This window comes from Paracoccus shandongensis, assembly GCF_017315735.1.
GTDB lineage: Bacteria > Pseudomonadota > Alphaproteobacteria > Rhodobacterales > Rhodobacteraceae > Paracoccus > Paracoccus shandongensis.
Genome location: NZ_JAFLRK010000025.1, coordinates 33,220 through 48,796, shown reverse-complemented (window position 1 = coordinate 48,796; position 15,577 = coordinate 33,220). Strand labels below are relative to the sequence as shown.

18 protein-coding genes and 2 tRNA genes are annotated in these 15,577 nt (G+C 67.8%); 12 read left to right on the top strand and 8 right to left on the bottom strand.

What is annotated here, in order from left to right:
• On the top strand, window positions 1-1,141 hold a 1,141-nt coding region (locus JX613_RS14365), incomplete at its 5' end, for an OmpA family protein (RefSeq protein WP_207102153.1).
• A 45-nt stretch (window positions 1,142-1,186) separates the two neighbouring features.
• On the opposite strand, the gene JX613_RS14360 is transcribed toward JX613_RS14365, so the two are convergent.
• From JX613_RS14360 to JX613_RS14350, 3 genes are all read right to left on the bottom strand, one after another.
• Window positions 1,187-1,618, bottom strand: a complete 432-nt coding sequence (locus JX613_RS14360) for a CoA-binding protein (protein WP_207102152.1) — start codon at window positions 1,616-1,618, stop codon at window positions 1,187-1,189.
• Window positions 1,619-1,828: 210 nt separating this feature from the next.
• The gene (locus tag JX613_RS14355; protein ID WP_207102151.1) at window positions 1,829-2,233 is read right to left on the bottom strand and encodes a YHS domain-containing (seleno)protein; all 405 of its coding nucleotides are present in this window, start codon (window positions 2,231-2,233) and stop codon (window positions 1,829-1,831) included.
• 93 nt (window positions 2,234-2,326) lie between these two features.
• Window positions 2,327-3,130 carry a TrmH family RNA methyltransferase gene (locus JX613_RS14350; protein ID WP_207102150.1) on the bottom strand — a complete coding sequence of 268 codons (804 nt, stop codon included), beginning with the start codon at window positions 3,128-3,130 and terminating at the stop codon, window positions 2,327-2,329.
• A 125-nt stretch (window positions 3,131-3,255) separates the two neighbouring features.
• Between JX613_RS14350 and JX613_RS14345 the strand changes: the two genes are divergently transcribed.
• Window positions 3,256-3,339: transfer RNA gene (locus tag JX613_RS14345), tRNA-Tyr, on the top strand.
• Between the two features lie 27 nt (window positions 3,340-3,366).
• Here the strand turns inward: JX613_RS14345 and JX613_RS14340 are convergent.
• From JX613_RS14340 to JX613_RS14330, 3 genes are all read right to left on the bottom strand, one after another.
• Complete coding sequence (locus JX613_RS14340) at window positions 3,367-3,951, bottom strand: hypothetical protein (protein WP_207102149.1); 585 nt, start codon at window positions 3,949-3,951, stop codon at window positions 3,367-3,369.
• Window positions 3,918-4,928, bottom strand: a complete 1,011-nt coding sequence (locus JX613_RS14335) for a hypothetical protein (protein ID WP_207102148.1) — start codon at window positions 4,926-4,928, stop codon at window positions 3,918-3,920. Before JX613_RS14335 ends, JX613_RS14340 begins: the two co-directional genes overlap by 34 nt.
• An 81-nt stretch (window positions 4,929-5,009) precedes the next feature.
• Window positions 5,010-5,086 (bottom strand) — tRNA-Arg (locus JX613_RS14330).
• 98 nt (window positions 5,087-5,184) lie between these two features.
• On the opposite strand from JX613_RS14330, the gene JX613_RS14325 reads away from it, so the two are divergent.
• From JX613_RS14325 to JX613_RS14280, 10 genes are all read left to right on the top strand, one after another.
• On the top strand, window positions 5,185-6,204 hold the full coding sequence (locus tag JX613_RS14325) for a LacI family DNA-binding transcriptional regulator (protein WP_207102147.1): 1,020 nt from the start codon (window positions 5,185-5,187) through the stop codon (window positions 6,202-6,204).
• A 39-nt stretch (window positions 6,205-6,243) separates the two neighbouring features.
• Window positions 6,244-7,053 (top strand): S49 family peptidase, encoded by an 810-nt coding sequence (locus JX613_RS14320; protein ID WP_207102146.1) that lies wholly within the window; start codon window positions 6,244-6,246, stop codon window positions 7,051-7,053.
• Window positions 7,050-7,187, top strand: coding sequence for a hypothetical protein (locus JX613_RS14315; RefSeq protein WP_207102145.1), 138 nt, complete (start codon window positions 7,050-7,052; stop codon window positions 7,185-7,187). The genes JX613_RS14320 and JX613_RS14315 overlap by 4 nt, the downstream gene beginning before the upstream one ends.
• Before the next feature lie 299 nt (window positions 7,188-7,486).
• On the top strand, window positions 7,487-9,361 hold the full coding sequence (gene uvrC / locus JX613_RS14310; protein ID WP_207102144.1) for an excinuclease ABC subunit UvrC: 1,875 nt from the start codon (window positions 7,487-7,489) through the stop codon (window positions 9,359-9,361).
• Between the two features lie 228 nt (window positions 9,362-9,589).
• Complete coding sequence (locus tag JX613_RS14305) at window positions 9,590-9,958, top strand: hypothetical protein (protein WP_207102143.1); 369 nt, start codon at window positions 9,590-9,592, stop codon at window positions 9,956-9,958.
• A 71-nt stretch (window positions 9,959-10,029) separates the two neighbouring features.
• On the top strand, window positions 10,030-10,665 hold the full coding sequence (gene pgsA / locus JX613_RS14300) for a CDP-diacylglycerol--glycerol-3-phosphate 3-phosphatidyltransferase (protein WP_207102142.1): 636 nt from the start codon (window positions 10,030-10,032) through the stop codon (window positions 10,663-10,665).
• Window positions 10,655-10,906: a molybdopterin converting factor subunit 1 gene (gene moaD / locus JX613_RS14295; RefSeq protein WP_207102141.1), complete on the top strand. Its 252-nt coding sequence runs from the start codon at window positions 10,655-10,657 to the stop codon at window positions 10,904-10,906. The genes pgsA and moaD overlap by 11 nt, the downstream gene beginning before the upstream one ends.
• A 3-nt stretch (window positions 10,907-10,909) precedes the next feature.
• Window positions 10,910-11,344 carry a molybdenum cofactor biosynthesis protein MoaE gene (locus JX613_RS14290; RefSeq protein ID WP_207102140.1) on the top strand — a complete coding sequence of 145 codons (435 nt, stop codon included), beginning with the start codon at window positions 10,910-10,912 and terminating at the stop codon, window positions 11,342-11,344.
• A 22-nt stretch (window positions 11,345-11,366) separates the two neighbouring features.
• Window positions 11,367-11,891, top strand: a complete 525-nt coding sequence (locus tag JX613_RS14285; RefSeq protein WP_237168580.1) for a hypothetical protein — start codon at window positions 11,367-11,369, stop codon at window positions 11,889-11,891.
• Between the two features lie 65 nt (window positions 11,892-11,956).
• Entirely contained in the window at window positions 11,957-13,327 is a 1,371-nt protein-coding gene (locus JX613_RS14280) for a glutamate--cysteine ligase (protein ID WP_207102139.1), read from the top strand.
• A 3-nt stretch (window positions 13,328-13,330) separates the two neighbouring features.
• Here the strand turns inward: JX613_RS14280 and JX613_RS14275 are convergent, their stop codons facing one another.
• On the bottom strand, window positions 13,331-14,050 hold the full coding sequence (locus JX613_RS14275) for an outer membrane beta-barrel protein (RefSeq protein WP_207102138.1): 720 nt from the start codon (window positions 14,048-14,050) through the stop codon (window positions 13,331-13,333).
• Window positions 14,047-15,426 (bottom strand): metal-dependent hydrolase family protein, encoded by a 1,380-nt coding sequence (locus tag JX613_RS14270; RefSeq protein ID WP_237168579.1) that lies wholly within the window; start codon window positions 15,424-15,426, stop codon window positions 14,047-14,049. The genes JX613_RS14275 and JX613_RS14270 overlap by 4 nt, the downstream gene beginning before the upstream one ends.
• Between the last annotated feature and the right edge of the window lie 151 nt (window positions 15,427-15,577).

Sequence of the window (15,577 nt, the reverse complement as noted above, 5' to 3'; positions counted from 1 at the left end):
CGCCCCGCAACCGGCCCGCGCGCCCGAGGCGGATGCCCCCCGCAGCGAAGCCGCCCGCCAGGCCGCGCGGGAAAGGCGCGCCGCCCGCGCCGCCGCCCTGGACGAGGACAGCAAGGGCGAGGTGGTCGAACAACGGATCACCAGGGAAAACAGCCGCTCCTCGGACGAGGATTTCAGCACCAGCCTGCGCGATGCGCTGCAACCGGACGACCAGCGGCAGGCCCGCCAGCAGGCGCGCAACGATGACGATGACGACAACAACGACCTGGCCAAGGCGCTGCTGCTGGGCTTGGGCGCGGTGGCGGTCGGCACCTATCTGAACAACAACCGCCAGGTCGCGCTGTCCGCGCCCGACCGGGTGGTCGTCACGCGCCCCGACGGCAGCCAGGAGTTGATCAAGGACGACACGGCCCTGCTGCGCCAGCCCGGATCGACGGTGGCGACCGAGAACTTCGACGACGGATCATCCCGCACCGTGGTGACGCGGGCCGACGGCAGCCGCGTCGTGACCATCCGCGACGCCGACCTGCGGGTGCTGCGCCGCACGCTGGTCTCTCCCGACGGCACGCGGACGCAGCTGATCGACGACACCGCCGAAGTCGAACCCGTGGACATCGCCACGCTGCCCGCACCCGCCCCGGTCGCCACCCCCGGCATCTACCAGGACGAGGCGGCGCTGCGCGAGGCCCTGCGGCGCGAGGTCGATATCGACCGCCGCTTCAGCCTGGGCCAGATCCGTTCCATCCCCGAGGTCCGGTCCCTGGTCGCGCCCGTCAATATCGACGCGATCACCTTTGACACGGGTTCGGCGGCGATCAGCCCGGACCAGGCCAAGCAACTGTCCACGCTGGGCAAGGTCATCCAGGACGCCATCGCCAAGAACCCGCGCGAGGTCTTCCTGATCGAAGGCCATACCGATCTTGTCGGATCGGACGCGGCCAACCTGGCGCTGTCCGACCGCCGCGCAGAATCGGTCGCGCTGGCGCTGACCGAATATTTCCAGGTGCCGCCGGAAAACCTGGTGGTGCAGGGCTATGGCGAGCAGTTCCCGCAGGTGCGCCAGGACGGCGACGTGCGCGAAAACCGCCGGGCCGCCGTCCGGCGGATCACCGATCTGCTGCAGACTGCCGAGGCGCAATGACCAGGAAAGGCCCCGGCGATGCCGGGGCCTTTTCCGTGATGCCGGTCACAGGTGACGGGGAAACTCGATCTTGGGGCAGCGGTCCTGGATGACGGTGATGCCCCGGGCCCGGGCCCGCGCCGCGGCCCCGTCGTTTCTGATCCCCAGTTGCAGCCAGATCGACCGGAGGTCGGGAAGATGCTGCAAGGCCTCGTCCACGATGGGGCCCACGGCGTCCGCGCGGCGGAAGATGTCCACCATCTGCACGCCGGCGGACCGGGGGATGTCGGACAGCCGGGCGTAGACCGTCTCGCCCAGGATGCGGCTGCCCGCATGGCCGGGATTGACGGGGATGACGCGGAAGCCATTGGCTTGCAGGTAACGCGCCACGCCCCAGCTGGGACGCGCTTCGTTCGGCGACAGCCCCACGATGCCGATCACCTTGATGGTGCTCGCGATGTGGGCAATGTCTTCGTCGTCTTCAAATTCGACTTCCATGACGGGCCTCCCCTCCTCGTCCAAAAGTTGTATGCACAATTACATAGAAAAGGCGCCCGGTCCAGTTTCTGGCCGGGCGCAAGTCGCGGAACGAGGGACAGTGATCTGAACATGACGGTTCCGAGGTCATGTTCCAAAGGGTAAATGTGCAACAGCCCCGAAAAGTTCCAGAGGGATCGCGAATTCGTGATTATGCGGCAGGCAAAACCGTCACTGGTCCCAGATCCGGCCAGCCCGCGCCAGGATCTCTTGCGGCCTCCGCCGCAGTTGCTGCGCCGAGCGGTCCGAGCGCAGCAGGTAAAGCCGGTTGCCGATCACCACGAAATGCCGGGGATCGCCCGACACGCGCCGTCCCTCGGCCAGGGCGACGGGGCAAAGGCCGCTAAAGGCCGGGGCAAAGCTGCGCGGGTCGGATTCGAAGCGGCTGCGATTTTCCTCGCTGGCGAAATGCCAGACCTTGCCCTTCCACATGGTGGCGATGTCGCCCCGCCCCGGGACGGGACGGCCGCTTTGCAACAGGCCCACGGCGTCGAATCCGTCCATGGCCCAGTCCTCGGCCAGGACGGGCAGGGCGGGGACCGACAGCAGGATCAGCGACAGAATCAGCGATTTCATGGGAACGGGCAATGGTGGCGGCAAGACGCCTCATTGCCCGCCGCAGCGCCGATTCTCAACCGCACGGCGCGCATTGTCGCGGTGATGTGACCCTTATGCCATGCTGGCCGCATAAAGCGCCACCGCCGCCGCGTTGGACACGTTCAGCGACCCGAAATCCGCCGCAAAGGGAATGCGCGCGACATGGTCGCAGGTCTTCATCGTCAGTTCGCGCATTCCCGGCCCCTCGGCCCCCAGGACCAGGCAGACCGCGCGGCCGGGAAGGCGGCCCAGCAGGTCGGGCAGGGGGATCTCTCCCGTGCCGTCCAGCCCGATCAGGATGAAGCCCATGCCTTTCAGCTGCGCCAGCGCCTCGGCCAGGTTCGGCACGCGCAAGTACGGCTGGCGTTCCAGCGCGCCGGATGCCGTCTTGGCCAGGGCGCCGGTTTCGGGCGCGGAATGGCGGGCGGGGGCGATCACCGCACGCGCCCCGAAGACCTCGGCCGAACGCAGGACGGCGCCGATGTTGTGGGGATCCGTGACGCGGTCCAGCGCCACCAGCAGCGGCCGGCGTTCGCCCGGGGCCTCGCGCAGCACGACATCGCTGAGCCCGCCCCATTTCAGCGGCTTCACCTCCAGCGCGGCGCCCTGGTGGACGCTGTCGGGCGCCAGCGGCACGGCACGCCCGAAGATCCGGGGATCGGTGATTTCCGGCGCCATCCCGTGCAGGTCGCCCAGCCGGTCCACGGCATTGGGCGTCACCACCAGCCGCAGCTTTTCGCGCCGGGGATTGGCAAGCGCGTCGCGCACGGCGTGCAGGCCGAACAGCCATACCGTTTCCGCAGCCGCCGCGCGGCGCGCCCGTTCCTTGTCGATCACCCAGTCTGGTTTCCTGGGCTTTCCCGGTTGTTCTGCCATGCCTGTCATCCTTTCGGCCTTGCCCCTTCATGGCGCGCAAGGCGCATGGGGCGCAAGGCCCGGAAATCCGCTTGACGCCCCCCGCCGCGCCCGCTAATGAGGCCCCCACGCCGAAAGCGTTCGGCGGGCGACGTGCTGCAAGGTGCGGCAGCGGACTGTAACTCCGCCGGGGAGACCCATGCCTGGTTCGATTCCAGGGTCGCCCACCATTTTCCCCCGACAGATGCCCCTTTCCGTCAGGACCGGATGCTGTCCAGGGGTACGGTCTTTCCAAACCCGTCCTTCTTCGCAAACATCTGCCGGATGTCTGCGTCCGAGGGGGATTTCTCGGCCAAGGCCTTGCGCGCCTCGTGGATGGCGATGTCCTTCTTGATCGCCAGGACGCGGGCGAGGATTCGTGGAATGGCCGCGGCCTTGAGGGTGGCGGCGGTGGTCAGCAGGAAGGCCAGCGATTGCAGGCCGCGCCGCGCCGCGTCAGGCACCTGGAACGGCGAAAAGGGGATCCGCCAAGCGATGTCGGGCGTGATGGCGATCACCATCAGCAGCGCCACGACCCCGGCGACAAGCCCCAGGATGGAAAACAGCCTGCGCATGGCCCCCGCCAGTTCCCGCGCCAGTTCCTCGATCTTCAGGACCGAACGGCCCGTGGATGACAGGCTGCCGATGACCAGCGACACGCTGGGCAGGATGCTGGCCGCCACCAGCCCCAGGAAGGTCACCAGCAACCGCGACGGATCGCCGGTCAGCAGGGCAGGCGGCAACAGCGCGCCGGCCGCGGAACCCGCGGTCAGGGCGGCCAGTCTGAGCCATCGAAGCGACAATCTATTTTCCCGGCGGCGGCCCATTCCCTCAGGGCCTCGATGATCTTCACCATAGCATCGGCCGGATCAAGAAGGGAGCCTTCGGTTGCGATGTCCTTCACCACCGACAGCTTGACCATGCCCCCTTGTTCCCGGCCGTCGCCCTGCAGGCCCAGATCGGCGGGATCGATGTTCCGCAGGGCCTCGTCGATGGCGGCCCGGGGGATGCGCAGCTTGTGGCGGCGGTCCTTGATGAAGACCTTGAGCAGCCCTTCCACCCGGCCGCCTTCCGGCACCTGGGCCTCCAGGCGCGCCAGGGCCTCGTCCCGCCAGCCCATCAGGCGCAGCACGTCAAGGATCGTGGCCCCTTCGTCGCGGGCCTCGGCCGCTTGGCCGTCGGACAGGTGATCGCCTGCCATGGCCCTGGCACGCTGGCTGGGCCGCGCGGCCAGCGTCAGGTCGCTGATCTCGGTCAGGCCCTTTTCGCCGCTGGCCAGGAACCTGCCCGCCAGGACGATGCGGTCATCGGGGTCCAGCTCGCCCGCCTGCCGCAGCAGCGCGGTGAGATAGCGTTCCAGCACGGCGCCCCTGACGGCCGTGCTTTCGATCAGGCCGACATGGTTGCGGTGGACGGCGAAATACAGCACGCCCTTGACGATCCGCGCGCCCCGGCCCAGGTCGATGTTCCGGACCAGGAATTCGTCCGTGTCGTCGTCCAGCGATTGCAGCACGGCCTGGATGTCCGCGCCCGCCTTGACATGGAGGATCTGCCCGCAGAACACCGGCCCGTCCCAGCTGTCCGGCGACGAGACCTTGTTCAGCACGACATGGCTGCCGTCCCCGTCCAGGTTGATGGCGCGCAGGCGGGCATTCCGGCCGATCAGGTGGGCGTCGGTCCGGCGGCGCAGCACATCGACCAGCACCGCCTTGAGGTCCATCCCCCGCAAGGCGCCATTCGCCCTGAACTCGCGGTATTGAATGGTGGCCTTCTTCGGCAAGGCACTGCTCCTGGTTGATTCCAGACCAGTATTGCACGTCCGGGAACAGAACAAAACAAGAACATTCTGCACATAGGTAATTGGTGACCCCGACAGGACTTGAACCTGTAACCTGCCCCTTAGGAGGGGGCTGCTCTATCCAGTTGAGCCACGGGGCCGCCACAGCCCTTTTGACCGCTATGGCGCGGTTTGGCAAGGTTGTCGCGGGGGGTGGCGTCCGCTAACATCGGGCAAAGACCTGAGTGACCGGAAGCCGATGAACGCCCCCAGACCCCGCCGCCCGCTGACCCTGCGTGATGTCTCCGAAGCCTCGGGCGTGTCGGAGATGACCGTCAGCCGGGTGTTGCGCAACCGGGGCGATGTGTCGGCGGCGACGCGCGAAAAGGTGCTGACGGCGGCGAAGACCCTGGGATACGTTCCCAACAAGATCGCGGGCGGGCTGGCCAGCCAGCGGGTGAACCTGGTCGCGGTGGTGATCCCGTCCCTGTCGAACCTGGTCTTTCCCGACGTGCTGGGGGGGATTTCGGCGGAACTGGACGATACCGGCCTGCAACCCGTGATCGGCGTCACCAACTATTCCCCCGCGCGAGAGGAGATGGTGCTTTACGACATGCTGTCCTGGCGGCCCTCGGGCGTGATCCTGGCCGGGCTGGAACACAGCAAGGCGTCGCGCGCGATGCTGGCCAATTCCGGCATCCCGGTGGTCGAGATCATGGACGTGGACGGCGAGGGGATCGACACGGTCGTCGGCATTTCCCACCGCCGCGCGGGGCGCGAGATGGCCGCGCGGATCCTGGCCGCCGGATACCGCCGCATCGGCTTTGTCGGCACCCACATGCCCGAGGATCACCGCGCCCGCAAACGCCTGGCGGGGTTCGAGGAGGGCCTGGCCGAGGCTGGCGTGCCGCTGGAAGCACGCGAATACTACCAGGGCGGATCGAGCCTGCTGAAGGGGCGGGAACTGACGGAACGGATCCTGACCCGCGCTCCGGATCTGGATTTCCTGTATTTCTCGAACGACATGATCGGGGCAGGGGGGCTGCTGTATTGCCTCGACAAGGGATACGACATCCCCAACCGGATCGGGCTGGCGGGCTTCAACGGGGTCGATCTTCTGGACGGGCTGCCGGTGCGGCTGGCCACGACCGATGCGCGGCGCGTCGATATCGGGCGGCGCGCGGCGCGGCTGGTCGCGGGCAAGGACGCGATCCCCGAGGACCGCATCGTCGCGCTGACGCCGACCTTCCTGCCCGGCGACACGATCCGGCATGGGTGACGCTTGTCGCAAGGGGGCCGCATGATTAAGTCTGCGGTCATGCGTATTCCCTATCTTGACCGTTTGACGAACAAGGGCCCCCGCGTCTCGGTGGTCCGGCTGCACGGCGCCATCGGCATGGCCGGGCGCGGCGGCGCGCTGTCCGACGCGGCGCTGGCCCCGGTGATCGAGCGCGCCTTCCGCAAGGGCAAGCCCGTGGCCGTGGCGCTGTCCATCAACTCGCCCGGCGGATCGCCGGTGCAGTCGTCCCTGATCGCCGCGCGCATCCGGCGCCTGGCGGACGAGACGAAGACCCCCGTCCATGCCTTTGTCGAGGATGTGGCGGCCTCGGGCGGATACTGGCTGGCCTGCGCGGGCGACCGGATCTGGGCGGACGACAGTTCGATCCTGGGATCCATCGGGGTGATCTCGGCCGGCTTCGGCTTCCAGGATCTGATCGCCCGCTGGGGCATCGAGCGGCGGGTGCATACGGCGGGGCGGTCGAAATCCACGCTGGACCCGTTCCGCCCGGAACGACCCGAGGATGTGGAACGCCTGCACAACGTCCTTGAACCGATCCACCAGGCCTTCAAGGACCACGTGACCGCCCGCCGCGGCGACCGGCTGGCCGCCGACCGCGACCTGTTCACCGGCGAATTCTGGGCGGGGCGCAAGTCGGTCGAACTGGGGCTGGCCGACGGCATCGGCCATCTGGTGCCGCAGATGAAGGCGCTTTACGGCGACAAGACGCGCTTCGTGGTCCACGCCCCCCGCCAGTCGCTGTTCCGCAGGCTGGGCCTGTCGGCGGGCACCGTTCTGGACGCCGCCCAGGAACGCGCGGCCTTCGCCCGCTTCGGGGCGGGCGGATGAGCGTCCGCATCGTCATCCTGTTCCTGCTGGTGATGGTGGCGATGGCGCTGCTGCGCGGCCCGGCCTTCCGGCGCGGGTTGGGCCGGATCCTGGGGATCCGCCCCTCCGGCCGCCCGACCCGGCGGCGTGACTGACACGGGTGTGACCCTGCGGCAGTTGTCCCCGGCTTAGGTAAGATCCGTCAATCAAAGGCCTGAAACTGCGCAAGTTTCGCCAAGCAGCATCCGCGAGTAAAAGTTTTCCAACGATTTCAATAACCTGATCTTCTGCCTAAAAATGCGGCAAAGTCACGGCACTGTAACGATTGCTGGACAGGAGCCCTCAGGCTCACAGGACACCCACAGATTTATCCACAGCGCCGGTGGACAGCTTCCGCCTTGCAATCGCCCCCCGGAACTTGCAGCCCGCCACGGGAATCACCTATCTGACGCACATGACCGAAACCACGCCCCCCAAGACTGGCCCCAAGACTGGCCACGCGCTGATCCAAGACTATCTGCGCCAGCTTGACCGCAGCCCCGGCGTCTATCGGATGCTGGATGCGCAGGGCGGGGTGCTGTATGTCGGCAAGGCCCGCGACCTGCGGGCGCGGGTGTCGAACTATGCCCGGCCCTCGGGCCATTCGGCGCGGATCGCGCGGATGATCCGCGAAACCTGTTCCATGATGTTCCTGACCACGCGCACGGAAACCGAGGCGCTGCTGCTGGAACAGAACCTCATCAAGCAGCTGAAGCCGCGCTACAACGTGCTGTTGCGCGACGACAAGTCGTTCCCGAACATCCTGGTGGCCAAGTCCCATGCCTATCCCCAGATCAAGAAGCATCGCGGGGCGAAGTCGGAAAAGGGCGACTATTACGGCCCCTTCGCCAGCGCGGGGGCGGTGAACCGGACGCTGACGCAGTTGCAGCGGGTGTTCCTGCTGCGCAACTGCACGGACGCCACCTTCGAATCCCGCACGCGCCCCTGCCTGCTGTTCCAGATCAAGCGGTGCAGCGCGCCTTGCGTGGGCCGCATCAGCGCCGAGGATTACGGCGCGCTGGTGTCGGATGCCGAACGCTTCCTGCAAGGCAAGACCACGGTGATCCAGGCCAACCTTGCCCGCGACATGGCGGCGGCTGCGGAAAACATGGAATACGAACGCGCCGCCGCGCTTCGCGACCGGATCAAGGCGCTGACCGCCGTGCAGTCCGTCCAAGCCATCAACCCCAAGCGCGTGGCCGAGGCCGACATCGTCGCCCTGCACATGGAAAGCGGCCAGGCCTGCGTGCAGGTCTTCTTCATCCGCGGCAACCAGAGCTGGGGCAACCGCGACTTCTATCCCCGCTTGGGCGGCGTGGAATCCCCCGCCGAGGTGATGCAGGCCTTCCTTTTGCAATTCTATGACGACAAGCCGCCGCCCCGGATGATCCTGCTGTCGCACGCCCCCGATGAACCGGATCTGACATCGCAGGTGCTGTCCGAACGCGCCGCCCGCCGCATCGTCATCGGCGTGCCGCAGCGGGGCGAGAAGGCCGACCTGGTGGAAAACGCCCTGCGCAACGCCCGCGAAAGCCTGGCCCGCCGCATGTCCGAAAGCGCCACGCAGCTGCGCCTGCTGGAAGGCGTGGGCGAGGCCTTCGACCTGCCCGCCCCCCCGCGCCGGATCGAGGTTTACGACAACAGCCACATCATGGGCACCAATGCCGTGGGCGGCATGATCGTGGCCGGGCCGGAAGGCTTCATTAAAAGCCAGTATCGCAAGTTCAACATCAAGGGGACCGAGATCACGCCCGGCGACGACTTCGGCATGATGAAGGAGGTGCTGTCGCGCCGCTTCACCCGCCTGCTGAAAGAGGATCCCGACCGCCAGACCGAAGCCTGGCCCGACCTGCTGCTGATCGACGGCGGCGCGGGGCAGGTGTCCGCCGTGGACGGCATCCTGGCCGACCTGGGGGTCGAGGATATTCCCATCGTCGGCGTCGCCAAGGGCATCGATCGCGACCAGGGGAAAGAGGAATTCCACCGCCCCGGCCGCGCCCCCTTTGCGCTGCGCATGAACGACCCGGTCCTGTATTTCATCCAGCGCCTGCGCGACGAGGCGCATCGCTGGGCCATCGGCACCCACCGCGCCAAGCGCGCGAAATCGGTCATGGCCAACCCCCTGGACGAGATCGCGGGCATCGGCGCCTCGCGCAAGCGCGCGCTGCTTCAGCATTTCGGCAGCGCCAAGGCGGTCAGCCGCGCGGGCCTGGCCGATCTGCAGGCGGTCGAGGGGATCTCGGCCGCGATGGCGCAGAAGGTTTACGACCACTTCAACGCGCGGGGCTGACCGGGCGCGGGGAATGCCGTTCCAAACTTCACAAGCGCGGGGGAACGGGAATCGCGGGCGAACCCGGGGCGGTTCCAAACAGGCCATGGATCAAGGACTTGCGCGTCGCCGCCTGGGTGGGCCTGCCCTGCGCCGTGCGGCCTGAGGACGCGCGGTAACATGGCACCACAAGGCTGGCCTTCGATCGCGCTATGGTTGCCCCGCTCAATCCTTGGGAAAGAGGCTCACATGACCCGTTTGCCCGAACCCGGCATCATCGCCCCGCGGTTCCTGCCCGCCGGCCTGCCCCGATACGCCCGGGGGGATGAATTCAAGCCGCATCTGATGGAACTGACCGGCACCGTCACCGACAACAACAGCACCGGCAGCGACCCGGTGCTGTGCGTCAGCGACGCCGAGGGCCGCAACTGGACGGTGGAACTTGCCAGCCGCGCCCGCAATGCGGCGATCGGTCTGACCCCCGCCGCCGTGATGCCCGGCGATCCCGTCCGCGTGATCGGCCACCGCACCCGCCGCTTCGGCGAACAGCGGATCAAGGCGGTCCACCTGACCATCGCGGGCCGCGCCTATCCGCTGATCGACGGCGCGCTTGGCTGATGCCCCGGGCGCGGCGCATTTCGATGCGCCGCCCCTTTCCAAGCGGCACGGCACGGACTAGCTTGCCCCTTATGCGCTGGACCGTCCCCAATATCCTGACCCTTCTTCGGCTGATCGCGGCGCCTGCCGTGCCGCTGATGTTTCTGTATTTCAGCCGTCCCTGGGCCGACTGGGCGGCGCTGGCGCTGTTCCTTGTCGCCGCCGTGACCGACTGGATCGACGGCTATCTGGCGCGCAGCTGGCAGCAGGAAAGCCGCTTCGGCGCGGCCATGGACCCCATCGCCGACAAGGCCATGGTGGTGATCGCCATCGTGGTCATCACCGGCTATTCCGGGATGAACCCCTGGCTGATCCTGCCCGCCACCCTGATCCTGTTCCGCGAAGTCTTCGTGTCCGGCCTGCGCGAGTTCCTGGGATCGAACGCGCGGCTGCTGAAGGTCACGAAGCTGGCGAAATGGAAGACCACCACGCAGATGGTCGCCATCTCGGTCCTGTTCCTGGGCACGGGGCTGGCCTATGTCGAACATGGCCGCCCCCCGCGCGTGGGCGAGGGGCATTTGCCGTGGTTCTCGTCCTCCTGGGCGGATCTGGCCACGCAGGTCGGGCTGCTGCTGATCTGGATCGCCGCGATCCTGACGGCCTGGACCGGCTGGGATTACTTCGCCAAGGCGCGCCCTTACCTGCGCGAACCCGGCCATGACGCTTGATGTTCTTTATTTCGCCTGGTTGCGCGAACGCATCGGCCAGCCGCGCGAACGCATCGAGACCGACGCCGCCACCGTGCGCGACCTGATCGCGGACCTTTCCGCCCGCGACGACTGGCACGCGGCGGCCTTTGCCGACCTTGCCGCCGTGCGCTGCGCCCTGGACCAGCAGTTGGCCGATCTGGACGCGCCGCTGGAAGGCGTGCGAGAGGTCGCCTTCTTCCCGCCCATGACCGGCGGCTGATCCATGTCGGCCCGTGTCCAGACCCCGCCCTTCGACCTTGCCGCGGAACTCGCGGGCTTCGGCGCGGGCGCGGGGGCCATCGCCACCTTCACCGGCGTGGTGCGCGACGACACCGGCGCCATGGCCGCGCTGGAAATCGAGCATTACCCCGGCATGACCGAACGCGCGCTGTCGGATTACGGCGCGCAGGCCGCCGAACGCTTCAACCTCACCGACTGGCGCATCGTCCACCGCCACGGGCGGCTGGCGGTGGGGGAACCCATCATGATGGTCGCCACCGCCGCCCGCCACCGCCACGCGGCCTTCCAGGCCGCCGATTACCTGATGGACTGGCTGAAATCCCGCGCCCCCTTCTGGAAGCGCGAAATCGGCCATGACGGCGCCGCCCGATGGGTCGATGCCAAGGCCAGCGACGAAGACGCCCTGTCGCGATGGTAGCTTCTTCGTTGCCCAAATACCCATGCCTGACCGCCACCGGATGATCCGCCCTGACCTGCGCGCCTGGCTTGCCCGCCGGTCCGAGGCCCTGGTCGCCGCCGCCATCCTGCTGTCCGGCCTGTGGCTGGCCCTGCGCGGCGGCTGGTTCTTTGCGGCCATCGGCGCGCTTGTCCTGCTGGTCGGCCTGTCGCTGCTGCTGGGCGCGATCCGCCGCCTGCCCTTCCGCCGCCAGATCGCCGCCCCCGGCGTGGTCGAGCTGGACGAGGGCGCCATCCGCTATTACGGCGCATCCGTTCTGGGCGGAGAGATCGCCCTGCGCGACCTGGTGGAAATCCGCCTGCTGCGGCTGAAGGGCCGGGGCCACTGGCGGCTGCGCAGCACCAATGGCGAGGCGCTGCTGGTGCCCGTCGATGCCGCCGGGGCGGATGCGCTGGCCGATGCCTTCACCGCGCTCCCGGGCCTCGACATGGGCACCGTGTCCGCCGCCCTGGCCCATGTCGCCGACCAGCCGGACGCCGTGCGCACCCTTTGGCGGAGGCCCCCTTGAGGCGGGTTGACTTGGCCCCCGCCGCGCGTCACCTGTGACGCGCGAACCCAGAAAGGCCCCGCCTCATGTCGATACCACAACAGGGCGGAGGCCCGATCGAAAGCCGCGACCAGCTGGCCGCCTATATCGCCAGCGGCGAAAAGCCGCGCGAGGTTTGGCGCATCGGGACCGAGCACGAGAAGTTCGGATACGACAAGGCGGGCCTGATGCCGCTGCCCTATAACGGCCCTTGTTCCATTCTGGCGATGCTGACGGGGTTGCAGGAACGCTTTGGCTGGAACCCGGTCCTGGAACAGGACAAGCTGATCGGGCTTGAACGCAACGGCGCCAATATCAGCCTGGAACCGGGCGGGCAGCTGGAACTGTCGGGCGCGCCCCTGGAAACCATCCACCAGACCTGCGACGAGGTGAACGGCCACCTGGCCGAGGTGAAGGAGATCGCCGACCGCATCGGCGCGGGCTTCATCGGCCTGGGCGCGGCCCCGATCTGGGGCCAGGACGACATGCCGATGATGCCCAAGGGGCGTTACCGGCTGATGACCGACTACATGGACCGCGTGGGCACGCTGGGCAAGCAGATGATGTATCGCACCTGCACTGTGCAGGTGAACCTGGACTTCGGGTCGGAAGCCGACATGGTCCAGAAGATGCGCGTGGCCCTGTCGCTGCAACCCGTCGCCAACGCGCTGTTCGCCAATTCGCCCTTCCTGGACGGCAAGCCCAACGGCTGGAAAAGCTGGCGCGCCCATATCTGGCAGAACCTGGACGCCGCGCGCACCGGGATGCTGCCATTCGTCTTCCAGGACGGGTTCGGATATGAGGCTTGGGTCGATTACGTCCTGAACGTGCCGATGTATTTTGTCTATCGCGACGGAAAATACATCGACGCCCTGGGGCAAAGCTTCCGCGACTTCCTGGAGGGCCGCCTTCCCGCCCTGCCGGGCGAGGTGCCCACGCTGTCCGACTGGGCCGACCACATGACCACGGTTTTCCCCGAGGCCCGCGTGAAGAAATACATCGAGATGCGCGGCGCCGATGGCGGCCCCTGGCGCAGGCTTTGCGCGCTGCCCGCGCTGTGGGTGGGGCTGATCTATGACCAGTCGTCGCTGGATGCCGCCTGGGATCTGGTCAAGGACTGGGACCACGAGACCCGCGAATCCTGGCGGCGAGAGGCCGGGATCCACGCGCTCGACGCGCAGGTGAACGGGGTTCGGATGCGGGATCTCGCGCGCCAGGTGGTCGGGATCGCGGAAGCGGGGCTGAAGAACCGCGCCCGCGCGGGCGCGGGCGGCATGGTCCCGGACGAGACGCATTTCCTGAACGCCATCAAGGAAAGCCTCGACAGCGGCAAGGTCATGGCCGACGAATTGCTGGACAAATACCACGGCGAATGGGGGGGCGACCTGACCCCCATCTACCGCGAATATTCCTATTGACGCCTAGAACCGCCAGGTCAGGCCCAGCAGCGGGCCTGCCATGGTTGCGTCCACCCGCGTGCCGCCGCTGCGGTAATCCACGTCCAGCCGCCGGTAGCCCGCCGAGACATAGGCCCGGTCGGTCATCTGGTAATTCACGGTGGCAACCACCTGCGTGGTGCTGTCCGACCCCATGCCGGTGATGCCGTGGTCGATATAGGCGATGGCCGACCAGCGGGGGGTAAGCTGGTAATTCGCCCGCAAGGCGATGATCGGATCGACGAAATCCTTGTCCCCGGACCGGCTGACAAGCCCGCCCGCGACGGACACCTCGGCCTTGATCTTCCAGGCCCGCACGCCGCCCAGCACGTCCAGCGCCAGCCCGTCGTTGTCGATGGCCCGCCAGCCTGCGGCCAGGGTCAGGGACCGCTGGGTCAGTTCCCCCTCGGCCGGAAGGCCCGGCGGGATCAGCCCGGACTTGGAACTGGCCGAATAGCTGAGATCGCCCAGAACGACAAAGCGGTCCTTGCGGGCATAGCCCGACAGGAAGAAGGCCGCGTCCAGATCCTCCAGCACCTCGGAAAAGCTCTTGTCGAAGGACAGCGTGGGCGCGCCGGTGAAGGGCGTGACATCGCCCCCCAGGCCCGAGGCCCAGACATAGGGCGTGACCTGGACGTTCCAGTCCTGCGCCAGGGCAGGCGAGGCGGCCAGCAGGGCGGCGGCAAGGGCGGCGAATTTCATCATATCGAATCCTCGGAAAGCTCGTTCTTGAACAGGCGGCCGTTCTTCATGATCAGCCGCAGGTTGCCGGTATTGCCCAGCCAGTCGAGGCTCTGCTCGGGATCGCCGTCAATGACCAGCAGGTCGGCCAGCGCGCCTTCCGCGATCACCCCCAGCCTGCCGTCATAGGGCGCTCGCGCGCCCGACAGCGCCAGCAGCCGACCCGCCGCGCCCGTCGCCCGGTGCAGCGCGGCCAGGGGCGACATGAAGCGCGCCAGCTTGGCCAGTTGCCGCCCCTGGCTTTCGCCGCCGCTGTAAAGGATGTCGGTGCCGAAGGCCCAGTTGACCCGGTGCTTGTCGGCCCATTCGAAGGCGTTCGCCGTCCCCTCGGCCACGGCGCGCTGCGCGGCCACGGCCTTGGGGTCGGTGTAGCGGTTCGCGTCCTCATCGGCCAGAAAGGGCTGGATCGACCACCAGGTGTCGCTGTCGGCCATCAGCCGCACGGTATCCTCGTCCGCCAGTTGGCCGTGTTCGATGGATTTCACCCCGGCCGCGATGCAGCGGCGGATGCCGGGCGCGGTATAGACATGGGCGCAGACATAGGTGCCCCAATCGGTCGCCGCATCCACCGCCGCGCGCATTTCCTCTTCTGTGAACTGCAGCGATTCCAGCGGGTCGTATTGCGACGCGACGCCCCCGCCCGCCGTGATCTTGATCTGGCTGGCGCCCTTCATCAACTGTTCTCGCGTGCGGCGCAGAACCTCGGGGACGCCATCGGCCAGGGCCGACATGCCCTGCCGGGTCGCATAGTCCGCCGGATCGCCGGGCATCATCGGCAGGCTGTTCTGGAACCGGAAATCCCCGTGCCCCGAGGTTTGCGAGATGATCGCCCCCGCCGGAAAGATCCGCGGTCCCGTGACCACGCCCCGGTCCACCGCCGCCTTCAACCCGAAGGCCGGGCCGCCCACGTCACGCACGGTGGTGAAGCCGCGCATCAGCGTGGCCCCGGCCTCTTGCCCCGCCATCAGATGCAGGAAACCGATGTCCTGGGTCATGGCGGCGATCTGGCTGACGGACGCCAGGGTGGTGTGCCAATGCGTGTCGATCAGGCCGGGAATGACCGCGCACCCGCCGCAGTCGATCACCTGCGCATCCTCGGGGCCTTGGCCGGGGGCGGGCAGCGCGGTGATGCGGCCATTGTCGATCAGAATGCCGACACCCTCGCGCAGGGACAGGGCTTCGCCGTCGAACAGCCGCAGGTTGGTCAGAAGGATCGGCCGCGCCGGGGTTTGGGCCTGCACCTCGCGCGGGGCAAGGCCGAAGCCCGCGAACATGCCCACCACGGCGGCCATCCCGCCGATCATCTGGCGGCGGGAAATGTCGGCCTCGATCCGGCGCATGATCGTCAGGGTCAGCGGGCTGCCGCAATGGCAGAAGTGAATCTTGCCGGAAACCGGATCGGGGTGGAAACAGGCCTGACACATCGCGAATCACCAAAAACCGGGGAAGCCGGCTGTGCCGAGGCTTGTAGCATGGTGCCCGCGCGTCCCG

Coding starts and splice junctions, on each gene's coding strand:
- JX613_RS14360 (WP_207102152.1), bottom strand. CDS start 1,618: ATGGAAGTCGAATTTGAAGACGACGAAGACATTGCCCACATCGCGAGC.
- JX613_RS14355 (WP_207102151.1), bottom strand. CDS start 2,233: ATGAAATCGCTGATTCTGTCGCTGATCCTGCTGTCGGTCCCCGCCCTG.
- JX613_RS14350 (WP_207102150.1), bottom strand. CDS start 3,130: ATGGCAGAACAACCGGGAAAGCCCAGGAAACCAGACTGGGTGATCGAC.
- JX613_RS14325 (WP_207102147.1), top strand. CDS start 5,185: ATGAACGCCCCCAGACCCCGCCGCCCGCTGACCCTGCGTGATGTCTCC.
- JX613_RS14320 (WP_207102146.1), top strand. CDS start 6,244: ATGCGTATTCCCTATCTTGACCGTTTGACGAACAAGGGCCCCCGCGTC.
- JX613_RS14315 (WP_207102145.1), top strand. CDS start 7,050: ATGAGCGTCCGCATCGTCATCCTGTTCCTGCTGGTGATGGTGGCGATG.
- uvrC (WP_207102144.1), top strand. CDS start 7,487: ATGACCGAAACCACGCCCCCCAAGACTGGCCCCAAGACTGGCCACGCG.
- JX613_RS14305 (WP_207102143.1), top strand. CDS start 9,590: ATGACCCGTTTGCCCGAACCCGGCATCATCGCCCCGCGGTTCCTGCCC.
- pgsA (WP_207102142.1), top strand. CDS start 10,030: ATGCGCTGGACCGTCCCCAATATCCTGACCCTTCTTCGGCTGATCGCG.
- moaD (WP_207102141.1), top strand. CDS start 10,655: ATGACGCTTGATGTTCTTTATTTCGCCTGGTTGCGCGAACGCATCGGC.
- JX613_RS14290 (WP_207102140.1), top strand. CDS start 10,910: ATGTCGGCCCGTGTCCAGACCCCGCCCTTCGACCTTGCCGCGGAACTC.
- JX613_RS14285 (WP_237168580.1), top strand. CDS start 11,367: ATGCCTGACCGCCACCGGATGATCCGCCCTGACCTGCGCGCCTGGCTT.
- JX613_RS14280 (WP_207102139.1), top strand. CDS start 11,957: ATGTCGATACCACAACAGGGCGGAGGCCCGATCGAAAGCCGCGACCAG.
- JX613_RS14275 (WP_207102138.1), bottom strand. CDS start 14,050: ATGATGAAATTCGCCGCCCTTGCCGCCGCCCTGCTGGCCGCCTCGCCT.
- JX613_RS14270 (WP_237168579.1), bottom strand. CDS start 15,426: ATGCGCCGGATCGAGGCCGACATTTCCCGCCGCCAGATGATCGGCGGG.